Raw genomic sequence first — 12,832 nt, 5'->3', positions numbered from 1 at the left:
AACCGGCCGCCGAACAGGTCGTGACGGCGGCCGGGCCGACGGGCGGACGCCCTTCGGACATCCGCCGGAAGACGGCCGGACGGTGTCCGGAAGCCGGGCGGAAGCCGGGCGGAAGCCGGACGGAAGACGGCCGGAAGCCGGGCTGAAGGCGGCCGGAACCGGTCCCCTCCGGCGTGCGGGACAATGGAACGCATGCCTTCCGCTCTCCCCGACGGCGAGCCCGTGCCCCACGACGGTGCCCTGCCCGCCTCCGCCCTGGCCGGCGCCGCCGCCCGCCCCCTCGGGTTCTACCTGCACGTTCCCTACTGCGCGACCCGCTGCGGCTACTGCGACTTCAACACCTACACCGCCACCGAGCTGCGCGGCACCGGCGGTGTGCTGGCCTCCCGCGACAACTACGCCGACACGCTGATCGACGAGGTCCGCCTCGCCCGCAAGGTCCTCGGCGACGATCCCCGCGAGGTCCGCACCGTCTTCGTGGGCGGCGGCACGCCGACGCTGCTGGACGCCGCCGACCTCGTACGGATGCTGGGCGCGGTGCGCGAGGAGTTCGGTCTCGCGGCCGACGCGGAGATCACCACGGAGGCGAACCCCGAGTCCGTCGACCCGGCGTATCTGGCCGCGCTGCGCGAGGGCGGCTTCAACCGCATCTCCTTCGGCATGCAGAGCGCCCGGCAGCACGTGCTCAAGGTCCTCGACCGCACCCACACCCCCGGGCGGCCCGAACGTTGCGTCGCCGAGGCCCGCGCGGCCGACTTCGAGCATGTCAACCTCGACCTGATCTACGGCACACCGGGGGAGTCCGACGAGGACTGGCGGGCCTCGCTGGACGCGGCGCTGGGCGCCGGCCCCGACCACGTCTCGGCGTACGCGCTCATCGTCGAGGAGGGCACGCGGCTCGCGGCGCGGATCCGGCGGGGCGAGGTGCCGATGACGGATGACGACGTGCACGCGGACCGGTACCTGATCGCGGAGGAGGTGCTCTCCTCGGCCGGCTACGACTGGTACGAGGTCTCCAACTGGGCGACCTCGGACAAGGCGCGGTGCCTGCACAACGAGCTGTACTGGCGGGGCGCCGACTGGTGGGGAGCGGGCCCGGGGGCGCACTCCCACGTGGGGGGCGTGCGGTGGTGGAACGTCAAGCACCCGGGCGCGTACGCGGGAGCACTGGCGGAGGGGCGCTCGCCGGGGGCGGGACGGGAGATCCTGACGGAGGAGGACCGGCGGGTCGAGCGGATCCTGCTGGAGCTGCGGCTGCGGGAGGGCGTGCCCCTGGACCTGCTGCGGACGGAGGGGCTCGCGGCGTCCCGGCGCGCGCTGGCGGACGGTCTGCTCGACCCCGGGCCGTACGAGGCGGGGCGGGCGGCGCTGACCCTGCGGGGGCGGCTGCTGGCGGACGCGGTGGTGCGGGACCTGGTGGACTGACAGGACCCCCGCAGCGGCGGGGAGCAGGTGCTGCTCGGCCGTGTGGACGAGCTGATCGACGGACCACCTCCGCATCGGCGGAGAGCAGCCCGCCAGGCCCGGTGTGTCAACGACTCGACGGGAGTCAGGGCACGGTCACGTGGTCGATGAGGCGTTCGACGCACCCCAGCAGCGCCGGTTCCAGGTCCTTGTACGAGTGGACCGCGGACAGGATCCGCTGCCAGGCCGCGCCGGTGTTCTCCTCCCAGCCGAGCCGCCGGCACACCCCGGTCTTCCAGTCCTCGCCCCGCGGGACCCGCGGCCACCCGCCGATCCCCAGCGCGGCCGGCTTCACGGCCTCCCACACGTCGATGAACGGGTGCCCGACCACGAGCGCGTGCGCGCTGGTGACGGACTCCGCGATCCGGGACTCCTTGGAGCCGGGGACCAGGTGGTCGACCAGGACGCCGAGCCGGGCGTCCGGGCCCGGCGCGAACTCCTCGACCACGGCGGGCAGATCGTCGATCCCCGAGAGGTACTCGACGACGACGCCCTCCACCCGGAGGTCGTCGCCCCACACCTTCTCGACGAGTTCCGCGTCGTGCCGTCCCTCGACGTAGATCCGGCCCGCCCGGGCCACCCGCGCCCGCGCCTCCGGCACCGCGAGGGAACCCGAGGCCGTCCGCGCGGGGCGGGCCGGCGCCCGTCCGGCGGCCGGCCGCACCAGCGTCACCGGGCGCCCCTCCAGCAGGAACCCGCGCGGCTCCAGCGGGAACACGCGGTGCTTGCCGAAGCGGTCCTCCAGGGTCACCGTGCCGGCCTCGCAGCGGATCACCGCCCCGCAGAAGCCGGTGGCCGGCTCCTCCACCACCAGTCCCGGGTCCGCCGGAACCTCCGGCACGGGCGCGGGCTTCTTCCACGGCGGGGTGAGGTCCGGAGAGTACTGGCGCATTCGACCGACGATAGGGAAAGCTCCCCGCCCGTCACGGCGACACGCCGAAGCGGCGTGCCAGCGCGTCCCGTTGGGCACGGACGAACCGCGCGTCGACGAGCGCTCCGTGGCCGGGCACGTACACCGCGTCCTCCCCGCCGAGGCCGAGCAGCCGGTCCAGCGCGGCCGGCCAGCGTGCGGGCACCGCGTCGGGTCCCGCCTGGGGCTCGCCGGACTCCTCGACGAGGTCGCCGCAGAAGACGACCCCGGGGGAGGAGGGCGTGGCGGGGACGAGCACCGCGAGGTCGTGCGCGGTGTGGCCGGGGCCCACGTCGGCCAGCAGCACCGTCGTCCCCCCGCCCAGGTCGAGGGTCCACTCGCCGGTGACGTGGTGCCGGGGCGGGACCAGGCAGCCCGCCGCCCCGGCCGCCGCCTGGGGGGCGAGGCCGTTGCGCACGGCGTCCGCGCGCAGTTCCCCGCGTCCGCGCGGCGTGTACGCCGCGTCGACGCCGACCGCGCCGAACACCTCCGCCTCCGGGAACGCCGGGGCACCGAAGACGTGGTCGAAGTGGGGGTGGGTCAGCGCGAGATGTGTCACACCCCCCGGCCCCGAGGCGCCGGCACCGGTACCTGCTCCGGCGTGCGCGGCCTCGCCGGCGGGGCCGGCGTGCCCGCCCAGCAGCCGTGCCACGTCCGCGCGCAGCCGGGCGCCCTCGGCGAGGCTCGCCCCGGCATCCACCAGCAGTGCCGCCTCCCCGCCCACGACGAGCCCGGCCGTGCAGTCCCAGCGGGGCAGCCGGCACCGCCCGACCCGGGCCGTCACCCCCTCCCAGGCCACTCCGCCCCCGTCGCCCCCGTCACCGTCCCGCCACCGCACGCTCATACCGGGACGCTAGTCCTCAGGACGGTCCCCGGGCACGGCCTCGCAGGCCCCGCCCTTGCCCGCGCCGTACCCCCCGGCCGTACACTGGACCGGGGATGCTGGCACTCGCACACCTGGAGTGCCAGACGAAGTCGCCAAGGGGACGGCCTTCTGGAGGTGCGCGGTGCTCAGTGAACGCAGGCTCGAGGTGCTGCGCGCCATCGTCCAGGACTACGTGGGCACCGAGGAGCCGGTGGGTTCCAAGGCGCTCACCGAGCGGCACAACCTCGGCGTCTCCCCGGCCACCGTGCGCAACGACATGGCGGCCCTCGAGGACGAGGGCTTCATCGCGCAGCCGCACACCAGCGCCGGGCGCATCCCCACGGACAAGGGCTACCGCCTCTTCGTCGACAAGCTGGCCGGCGTCAAGCCGATGACGGCCCCCGAGCGGCGGGCGATCCAGAACTTCCTCGACGGCGCCGTCGACCTCGACGACGTCGTCGCCCGCACGGTGCGGCTGCTCGCGCAGCTCACCCGGCAGGTCGCGGTCGTGCAGTACCCCTCGCTGACCCGTTCGACCGTGCGGCACGTGGAACTGCTCGCGCTCGCCCCCGCGCGGGTGATGCTGGTGCTGATCACGGACACCGGACGGGTGGAGCAGCGGGTGATCGACTGCCCGGTGCCGTTCGGCGAGGCGTCCCTCGCGGACCTGCGGGCGCGGCTGAACAGCCGGGTCGCGGGACGCCGCTTCGCGGACGTGCCCCAGCTCGTGCAGGACCTTCCGGAGGCGTTCGAGGAACCGGAGGACCGCGCGACGGTCGCCACGGTGCTCTCGACGCTGCTGGAGACCCTGGTCGAGGAGACCGAGGAGCGGCTGATGATCGGCGGCACCGCCAATCTGACCCGCTTCGGACATGACTTCCCTCTCACCATCCGGCCCGTCCTGGAGGCGCTGGAGGAGCAGGTCGTGCTCCTCAAGTTGCTGGGCGAGGCGAAGGATTCGGCCATGACCGTGCGTATCGGTCACGAGATCGCCCACGAGGGACTCAACTCCACGTCCGTCGTCTCCGTCGGCTACGGTTCGGGCGGCGAGGCAGTAGCCAAACTCGGCGTGGTCGGACCGACCCGCATGGATTACCCGGGAACGATGGGAGCGGTACGAGCGGTGGCACGGTACGTCGGACAGATCCTGGCGGAGTCCTGAGGTGGCCACGGACTACTACGCCGTGCTCGGCGTGCGCCGCGACGCGTCGCAGGATGAGATCAAGAAGGCCTTCCGGCGGCTCGCCCGCGAGCTGCATCCGGACGTCAACCCCGATCCGAAGACGCAGGAGCGCTTCAAGGAGATCAACGCCGCCTACGAGGTGTTGTCGGACCCGCAGAAGAAGCAGGTCTACGACCTCGGCGGCGACCCCCTGTCGCAGAGCGGCGGAGGCGGTGCGGGCGGCTTCGGAGCCGGTGGCTTCGGCAACTTCTCCGACATCATGGACGCGTTCTTCGGCACGGCCTCGCAGCGCGGACCGCGCTCGCGGACCCGCCGCGGCCAGGACGCCATGATCCGGATCGACGTCGAGCTCGACGAGGCGGCCTTCGGCACCACGAAGGACATCCAGGTCGACACGGCGATCGTCTGCACGACCTGCAGCGGCGAGGGCGCCGCGCCCGGCACCACCGCGCAGACCTGCGACATGTGCCGCGGCCGCGGCGAGGTCTCGCAGGTCACCCGGTCCTTCCTGGGCCAGGTCATGACCTCCCGGCCCTGCCCCCAGTGCCAGGGCTTCGGCACGGTCGTGCCCACCCCGTGCCCCGAGTGCGCGGGCGACGGCCGGATCCGCTCCCGCCGGACGCTGACGGTGAAGATCCCCGCCGGTGTCGACAACGGCACGCGCATCCAGCTCGCCGGGGAGGGCGAGGTCGGCCCCGGCGGCGGCCCCGCAGGCGACCTCTACGTGGAGATCCACGAGACCGCGCACTCGATGTTCCAGCGGCGCGGCGACGACCTGCACTGCACGGTCACCATCCCGATGACGGCGGCGACGCTGGGCACCAAGGTGCCACTGGAGACGCTGGACGGCCTGGAGGAGGTCGACATCCGGCCCGGCACCCAGTCCGGGCAGTCGATCCCGCTGCACGGGCGCGGTGTCACGCACCTGCGGGGCGGCGGCCGCGGCGACCTCGTGGTGCACGTCGAGGTGCAGACCCCCGTCAAGCTCGACCCCGAGCAGGAGCGGCTGGTGCGGGAGCTGGCGAAGCTGCGCGGCGAGGAGCGGCCCACGGGGCAGTTCCAGCCGGGCCAGCAGGGCCTGTTCTCCCGGCTCAAGGACGCGTTCAACGGCCGCTGAGCCGGCCGGTTCCCCTCTCGCCCCCGGGTGCGCCCGGGGGCGGGGAAAACCCAGCGGAACCGTCGATTCGGACTCTTCGGGGGGACGTGGCACCATGCGGGCATGTCCTCGCTGACCGATCTGTTCCCGCACCCGATCGTGCAGGCCCCCATGGCCGGGGGCGTGTCGGTGCCGCGGCTGGCCGCCGCCGTCAGCGATGCCGGCGGCCTGGGTTTCCTCGCCGCCGGATACAAGACCGCCGACGGCCTGTACCAGGAGATCAAGCAGATCCGCGGCCTCACGGCCCGCCCGTTCGGGGTCAACCTGTTCCTCCCGCAGCCCGAGTACGGCGACCCCGCCGCCGTCGAGGTCTACGCCCACCAGCTCGCCGGCGAGGGCGCCTGGTACGAGACCGAGTTGGGCGACAGGGACAGCGGGCGCGACGACGGCTACGAGGCCAAGCTCGCCGTCCTCCTCGACAACCCCGTCCCCGTCGTCTCCTTCCACTTCGGCGCCCCCGGCCGGGACACCGTCGACGCCCTGCACGGCGTCGGCAGCTTCGTCCTCGCCACCGCCACCACCGCCGAGGAGGCCCTCGCGGTGCGGGAGTGCGGCGCGGACGCGGTCATCGTGCAGGGCGTCGAGGCAGGCGGCCACCAGGGCACCCACCGCGACTCCCCGGAGAACGACGGCACCGGCATCGGACTGCTCGCCCTGCTCGCCCGGATCCGCGAGACCGTCCCGCTGCCCGTCCTCGCCGCCGGAGGGCTGATGCGCGGCAGCCAGATCGCCGCCGTGCTCGCCGCCGGCGCCAGCGCCGCCCAGCTCGGCACCGCCTTCCTCGCCACCGACGAGTCCGGCGCCCACCCCCTGCACAAGCAGGCGCTGACCAGCCCCCTCTTCGTCCGCACCGAGTTGACCCGCGCCTTCTCCGGGCGACCCGCGCGGGCCCTGGCCAACCGGTTCCTGCGGGAGCACGGCCGCTACGCGCCCGCCGCCTACCCGGAGGTCCACCACCTCACCGCGCCGCTGCGCCGGGCCGCCGCGGCGGCCCAGGACGCGCAGGGCATGGCGCTGTGGGCGGGCCAGGGCCACCGGCTGGCCCGCGCGCTGCCCGCCGCGGACCTCGTGGAACTGCTGGCGGAGGAACTCGACGAGGCGGCGGCCGGCGTGCCCGCCCGCCGCACGGGAGGCACGAACCGATGACGGCACCGGTGTTCCTCGTGGAGGAACTGCGCGGGGCGGGCCCCGACTTCGTGCTGGACGGCCCCGAGGGGCGGCACGCCGTCTCGGTGAAGCGGCTGCGGCCCGGCGAGGACGTCGTCCTGACCGACGGACGGGGACGCTGGGCCGAGGGCGTCGTCACGGCGGCCGAGGGCAAGGACCGCCTCCTCGTCGGCGGCCTCGCGCGGGTGCGGGAGGAGCCGCCGGAGCAGCCCCGGATCACCGTGGTGCAGGCGCTGCCCAAGGGCGACCGGGGCGAACTCGCCGTGGAGACCATGACCGAGGTCGGCGTCGACACGATCGTGCCCTGGCAGGCGGCCCGCTGCATCACCCAGTGGAAGGGCGAGCGGGGGCAGAAGGCGCTCGCCAAGTGGCGCTCCACCGCGCGCGAGGCCGGCAAGCAGTCCCGCCGGGTGCGCTTCCCGGAGGTCGCGGACGCGGCGACGAGCAAACAGGTTGCCGCACTTCTGGCCAAAGCCGACCTCGCGGCCGTGCTGCACTCCGACTTCGAGTACGGCAGCACCCCGCTGGCCACCGCCGAACTCCCCGCCGAGGGCGAGATCGTGCTGGTCGTCGGCCCCGAGGGCGGCGTCGCCGCCGACGAACTGGCGCTGTTCCGGGAGGCGGGCGCGAAGGCGTACGTCCTGGGCCGCAGCGTGCTGCGCACCTCGACCGCGGGTACGGCGGCCGCCGCCCTGCTCCTCGGCCGCACCGGCCGCTGGTCGTAGCCCCGGGGCACCCTGGTGCGCCCGGGGGCGCACGGGGCGTGCGGCCCGCCACGGGGTGGCCGTATGCGCCCTACCCCCGCGTCGGGGACGGTGGCAGGCTGCCGCGCATGAGGGCATTGAGGCGCACGAGGGCCGGGCGGGTGACGGCCGCAGCCGGTCTCGTCGTGCTCGCGGTCGGTGCCGCCGCGGCCTGCGAAGCCGGCGCCCTGAGCGGGGTGTCCGTCGGATACACCACCGACCTGACGGCCACCCACGAGCTGGAACGGCGGCACGTGGACGTCAGCTGGCTGAGCTGCACCGCCGACGTCAACGGCGACGGGACGAGGACGTCCGGCAGGTCCCCCACGCCGAGCCGCGAAACCGTCGCCTCCGTCGACTGCCGGGGCAAGACCGACAAGGGCGAGGACATCACCGTCAAGGGCCGCGTCACCCGTGCCGTGAACGGCGCGTGCGTACGGGGCTCCCTGCGGGCCACCGTCGGCGGCAGACAGGTCTTCCGCGTCAAGGGCCTCGGCGACTGCGGGACACGCGCCACCCCCGTCCCGCCGGCCGTCCACCGGCCCTCCGCCCCCGGCCGCCCCGACGCCACCGTCACGGTCACCGCCACCCGCACCATCTGGTGCCACGGCGATCCCACCTGCTGGCCCGTGGAGGGCAAGTGATCCGGAACCCTGTCCTCGCGGCCCGGTCGGTGCGTAGGGTGAGCCGGTGACACAGCCCGCATCGCCCGCGTATCTCCGGTTCCCGCATCTGCACGGCGACACGGTCGCCTTCACCGCCGAGGACGACGTCTGGGTCGCGCCGCTGGACGGCGGCCGCGCCTGGCGCGTGAGCGCCGACAACGTCCCGGTGAACCATCCCCGCATCTCCCCGGACGGCACCCGGCTCGCCTGGACCTCCACCCGTGACGGCGCCCCCGAGGTGCATGTCGCGCCCCTGGACGGCGGGCCCGCGACCCGTCTCACCCACTGGGGGACCAGGACCCAGGTCCGCGGCTGGACCGCCGAGGGCGAGGTGCTCGCGCTCAGCACCCACGGCCAGACCTCGCTGCGGCGCACCTGGGCTCGCGCGGTCCCGCTCGACGGCGGTCCCGCCACCACCCTGCCCTACGGCCCCGTCGGCCACGTCGCCCACGGACCGCACACGGTGCTGCTCTCCGCGACCATGGGCCGGGAGGCCGCCTGGTGGAAGCGGTACCGCGGCGGCACCGCAGGCAAGTTGTGGATCGACCGCGAGGGCGAGGGCGAGTTCGTCCGCCTGCACGAGGACCTCGACGGGAACCTGGAGTACCCGCTGTGGGTCGGCGACCGCGTTGCGTTCCTCTCCGACCACGAGGGCACCGGCGCCCTCTACTCCTCCCTCGCCGACGGCTCCGACCTGCGCCGGCACACCGCCCTAGGGGGCTTCTACGCCCGCCACGCGGCCACCGACGGCACCCGTGTCGTCTACTCCTGCGCCGGTGAGCTGTGGATCCTCGACGACCTCGACGGGGCCGAGCCGCGCCGCCCGGACATCCGGCTCGGCGGGCAGCGCGTCGACCTCCAGCCCCAGCCCGTCAACGCGGCCCGCTGGTTCGGCGCCGCCGCCCCCGACCACACCGGCCGCGGCAGCGCGGTCGCCGTGCGCGGATCCGTGCACTGGGTCACCCACCGCTCGGGTCCCGCCAGGGCGCTCGCCGACGAGCACGGCGTACGCACCCGGCTGCCCCGCACCTTCCGCTCCGAGGGCGAGGAATGGGTGGTGTGGGTGACCGACGCCGAGGGCGAGGACGCGCTGGAGTTCGCGCCCGCCACCGGCGGCACCCCCGGAACCGGCCCGCGCCGGCTCGCCGCTGGCCGGCTCGGCCGGGTCCTCGGGCTCGCCATGGCGCCCGACGGCAGCAGGGCCGCGGTCGCCTCCCACGACGGGCGGGTCCTCCTCGTCGAACGGGAGAGCGGCGAGGTCCGCGAGGTCGACCGCAGCGAGAACGGCGAGGCGAGCGGGCTCGTCTTCTCCCCCGACTCCACCTGGCTCGCCTGGTCCCACCCCGGACCCGGCCCGCTGCGCCAGCTCAAGCTCGCCAACACCGCCGACCTGTCGGTGACCGAGGCGACCCCGCTGCGCTTCCGCGACTTCTCGCCCGCCTTCACCCTCGACGGCAAGCACCTCGCGTTCCTCTCCGCCCGCTCCTTCGACCCGGTCTACGACGAGCACGTCTTCGACCTGGCCTTCGTCGGCGGGGTGCGCCCGCACCTCATCACGCTCGCGGCGACCACCCCGTCCCCCTTCGGACCGCAGCGGCACGGCCGCCCCTTCGACGCGCCCGACAAGGACGAGACCCCCGACAGCGAGGGCACCCCCACCACCCGGATCGACCTCGACGGACTCGCCGACCGGATCGTGCCCTTCCCCGTCGAGGCGGCCCGCTACTCCACCCTGCGGGCCGCGAAGGACGGCGTCCTGTGGCTGCGCCACCCCCTCCAGGGTGTCCTCGGCGCCTCGCGCGCCACCTCCGAGGACCCCGGTCCCAAGACCGACCTGGAGCGCTACGACCTGGTCCAGCAGCGCGTCGAGCACCTCGCGGGCGACGCCGACCACTACGCCGTCACCGGTGACGGCAAGCGGGTCCTGCTGTGGACCGACAGCCGGCTCAAGGTGGTGCCCAGCGACCGCCGTGCCTCCTCCGACGAGGACAGCGACAGCAACATCCCCGTCGACCTCACCCGGATCCGGCAGACCGTCGACCCGGCCGCCGAGTGGCGGCAGATGTACGACGAGGTCGGCCGCCTCATGCGGGACAACTTCTGGCGGCCCGACCTCGGCGGCGTCGACTGGGATGCCGTCCTCGACCGCTACCGGCCGGTCCTGGAGCGCGTCGCCACCCACGACGACCTCGTCGACCTGCTCTGGGAGGTCCAGGGCGAACTGGGCACCTCGCACGCCTATGTCACCCCCGGCGGCGGGGGCGGCTGGTCCGAGCGGCGGCAGGGGCTGCTCGGCGCGGACATCTCCCGTCACGAGGACGGCAGTTGGCGCATCGACCGGGTGCTGCCCTCGGAGACCTCCGACCCCGAGGCGCAGGCCCCGCTGGCCGCGCCCGGCGTGGCCGTGCGCGTGGGGGACGCGATCGTCGCCGTCGGCGGCCGGCCCGTCGACCCGGTCACCGGACCCGGGCCGCTCCTTGTCGGCACGGCGGGCAAGCCCGTCGAGCTGACGGTGTCCCCGGCGGGCGGCGGCGACCTGCGGCACGCGGTCGTCCTCCCGCTGGAGAACGAGGAGCCGCTGCGCTACCACGCCTGGGTCGCCGACCGGCGGGCCTACGTCCACGAGAAGTCCGGCGGCCGGCTCGGCTATCTGCACGTGCCCGACATGGTCGGCTCCGGCTGGGCGCAGCTCCACCGCGACCTGCGGGTGGAGGTCGCCCGCGAGGGCCTGGTCGTCGACGTGCGGGAGAACCGCGGCGGGCACACCTCCCAGCTCGTGGTGGAGAAGCTGGCGCGGCGGATCGTCGGCTGGGACCTGCCGCGCGGGATGCGGCCCTCCAGCTACCCCGAGGACGCGCCCCGGGGCCCGGTGGTCGCCGTCGCCAACGAGTTCTCCGGCTCCGACGGGGACATCGTCAACGCGGCCATCAAGGCGCTGGGGATCGGCCCGGTGGTGGGCACCCGGACCTGGGGCGGCGTCGTCGGCATCGACAACAGGTACCAGCTCGTCGACGGCACGGCGGTGACCCAGCCGAAGTACGCCTTCTGGCTGGAGGGTTACGAGTGGGGCGTGGAGAACCACGGCGTCGACCCGGACGTCGAGGTCGTGATGGCCCCCCAGGACCACGCGGCCGGCCGCGACCCCCAGCTGGACGAGGCGATCCGGCTGGCCCTCGCGGCCCTGGAGGAGACCCCGGCCAAGCAGCCCCCGGCGCTCCCGTAGGACGAGGCGGGCGGCGGGGGCGGGAAGGCTCCCGCCGCCGCCCCGGCCGATAGCATGCCCCGGAAGTGATCCACTGTGTCGGGAGGAACCCCATGGCCGGAGAGCCGCAGGACGACTGCCTGTTCTGCAAGATCGTCGCGGGTCGGATTCCCGCCACCGTCGTCCGCGAGACCGACACCACCCTCGCGTTCCGCGACATAAACCCCCAGGCCCCCACTCACGTCCTCGTCATCCCCAAGGCGCACCACCGCGACGCGGCCGCCCTCGCCGCCGCCGACCCCGCGCTCACCGCGGACGTCCTGCGCGAGACCGAGGCCGTCGCCGCCGAGGAGAACCTCGACAGCTACCGCACCGTCTTCAACACCGGCAGCGGCGCCGGACAGACCGTCTTCCACGTCCACGCCCACGTCCTGGGCGGCCGCGGCCTCCAGTGGCCCCCCGGCTAGAACGGGGACCGTCCCATGTCCGTCCGCGAACTGGTCGTCCTCGGCACCGCGAGCCAGGTCCCGACCCGGCACCGCAACCACAACGGCTATCTGCTCCGCTGGGACGCCGAGGGCATCCTGTTCGACCCCGGGGAGGGCACCCAGCGGCAGATGCTGCGGGCCGGTGTCGCCGCGCACGACCTGAACCGGATCTGCGTCACCCACTTCCACGGCGACCACAGCCTCGGCCTCGCCGGTGTCGTCCAGCGCGTCAACCTCGACCGCGTCCCGCACGAGATCACCGCCCACTACCCGGCCTCGGGGCAGCACTTCTTCGACCGGCTGCGGTATGCCACGGCGTACCGCGAGACGGTCGCGCTCACCGAGGCCCCGGTCGGCACCGACGGCGTCCTCGCGCGGACCCCCGCGTACACCCTGGAGGCCCACCGGCTCGACCACCCCGTCGAGTCCTACGGCTACCGCCTCGTCGAGCCCGACGGGCGCCGCATGCTGCCCGAGCGGCTCGCCTCGCACGGCATCGCCGGGCCCGACATCGGCCGGATCCAGCGCGAGGGCTCCCTCGGCGGCGTCCCGCTGGAGGCGGTGAGCGAGGAGCGGCGCGGGCAGCGGTTCGCGTTCGTCATGGACACCCGGCTGTGCGAGGGCGTGCACGTCCTCGCCGAGGGCTGCGACCTGCTCGTCATCGAGTCCACCTTCCTCGACGAGGACGAGCACCTGGCCACCGAGCACGGCCATCTGACGGCCGGGCAGGCCGCCCGCGTCGCCCGGGACGCGGGGGTGCGGCACCTCGTCCTCACCCACTTCAGCCAGCGCTACTCCGACCCCGAGGAGTTCGGGCGCCGGGCCCGCGCCGCCGGCTTCGAGGGCGAACTCACCGTCGCCCACGACCTGCAGCGCGTACCCGTGCCGAAGCGGCGGTAGGACCCCTCTCGTTCCCTTCCTTCCCCGACGAGAGAATGCGGGATCACGCGGCGCGAGCGATGCGGTTCCACGAGTACGGCGGGATCGAG

At 74.5% G+C, this 12,832-nt stretch carries 11 protein-coding genes; 9 read left to right on the top strand and 2 right to left on the bottom strand.

The window, feature by feature from the left end:
- Positions 1-192: 192 nt before the first annotated feature.
- Positions 193-1,425: a radical SAM family heme chaperone HemW gene (gene hemW / locus OHB09_RS10365; protein WP_191853037.1), complete on the top strand. Its 1,233-nt coding sequence runs from the start codon at positions 193-195 to the stop codon at positions 1,423-1,425.
- Between the two features lie 124 nt (positions 1,426-1,549).
- On the opposite strand, the gene OHB09_RS10360 is transcribed toward hemW, so the two are convergent.
- Positions 1,550-2,356: a DUF3097 domain-containing protein gene (locus tag OHB09_RS10360; RefSeq protein ID WP_167792593.1), complete on the bottom strand. Its 807-nt coding sequence runs from the start codon at positions 2,354-2,356 to the stop codon at positions 1,550-1,552.
- 31 nt (positions 2,357-2,387) lie between these two features.
- Positions 2,388-3,218 (bottom strand): MBL fold metallo-hydrolase, encoded by an 831-nt coding sequence (locus OHB09_RS10355; RefSeq protein WP_328921871.1) that lies wholly within the window; start codon positions 3,216-3,218, stop codon positions 2,388-2,390.
- A 163-nt stretch (positions 3,219-3,381) separates the two neighbouring features.
- Here OHB09_RS10355 and hrcA point away from each other — a divergent pair, with 163 nt between their 5' ends.
- The 8 genes from hrcA (at position 3,382) to OHB09_RS10315 (ending at position 12,743) form a co-directional block, all read left to right on the top strand.
- Complete coding sequence (gene hrcA, locus OHB09_RS10350; RefSeq protein WP_006137463.1) at positions 3,382-4,401, top strand: heat-inducible transcriptional repressor HrcA; 1,020 nt, start codon at positions 3,382-3,384, stop codon at positions 4,399-4,401.
- Position 4,402: 1 nt separating this feature from the next.
- Positions 4,403-5,539, top strand: coding sequence for a molecular chaperone DnaJ (gene dnaJ, locus OHB09_RS10345; RefSeq protein WP_006137464.1), 1,137 nt, complete (start codon positions 4,403-4,405; stop codon positions 5,537-5,539).
- Positions 5,540-5,641: 102 nt separating this feature from the next.
- Positions 5,642-6,724 carry a nitronate monooxygenase gene (locus OHB09_RS10340; protein ID WP_191853036.1) on the top strand — a complete coding sequence of 361 codons (1,083 nt, stop codon included), beginning with the start codon at positions 5,642-5,644 and terminating at the stop codon, positions 6,722-6,724.
- Entirely contained in the window at positions 6,721-7,470 is a 750-nt protein-coding gene (locus tag OHB09_RS10335) for a 16S rRNA (uracil(1498)-N(3))-methyltransferase (RefSeq protein ID WP_093589427.1), read from the top strand. Before OHB09_RS10340 ends, OHB09_RS10335 begins: the two co-directional genes overlap by 4 nt.
- 107 nt (positions 7,471-7,577) lie before the next feature.
- Positions 7,578-8,132 (top strand): hypothetical protein, encoded by a 555-nt coding sequence (locus tag OHB09_RS10330; RefSeq protein ID WP_319119260.1) that lies wholly within the window; start codon positions 7,578-7,580, stop codon positions 8,130-8,132.
- Between the two features lie 46 nt (positions 8,133-8,178).
- A complete protein-coding gene (locus tag OHB09_RS10325; protein WP_191891047.1) occupies positions 8,179-11,376 on the top strand; it encodes a S41 family peptidase in 3,198 nt (1,065 codons plus the stop codon).
- A gap of 92 nt (positions 11,377-11,468) precedes the next feature.
- Positions 11,469-11,822: a histidine triad nucleotide-binding protein gene (locus OHB09_RS10320; RefSeq protein ID WP_006137472.1), complete on the top strand. Its 354-nt coding sequence runs from the start codon at positions 11,469-11,471 to the stop codon at positions 11,820-11,822.
- Positions 11,823-11,837: 15 nt separating this feature from the next.
- Positions 11,838-12,743 (top strand): ribonuclease Z, encoded by a 906-nt coding sequence (locus OHB09_RS10315; RefSeq protein WP_319351699.1) that lies wholly within the window; start codon positions 11,838-11,840, stop codon positions 12,741-12,743.
- The last annotated feature ends 89 nt before the right edge of the window (positions 12,744-12,832 follow it).

Origin of the sequence: Streptomyces griseoaurantiacus (genome assembly GCF_036189845.1) — a bacterium.
Classification (GTDB): domain Bacteria; phylum Actinomycetota; class Actinomycetes; order Streptomycetales; family Streptomycetaceae; genus Streptomyces; species Streptomyces griseoaurantiacus.
The sequence above is the reverse complement of the archived record's forward strand: the minus strand, read 5'-3'. Positions and strand labels throughout refer to the sequence as shown.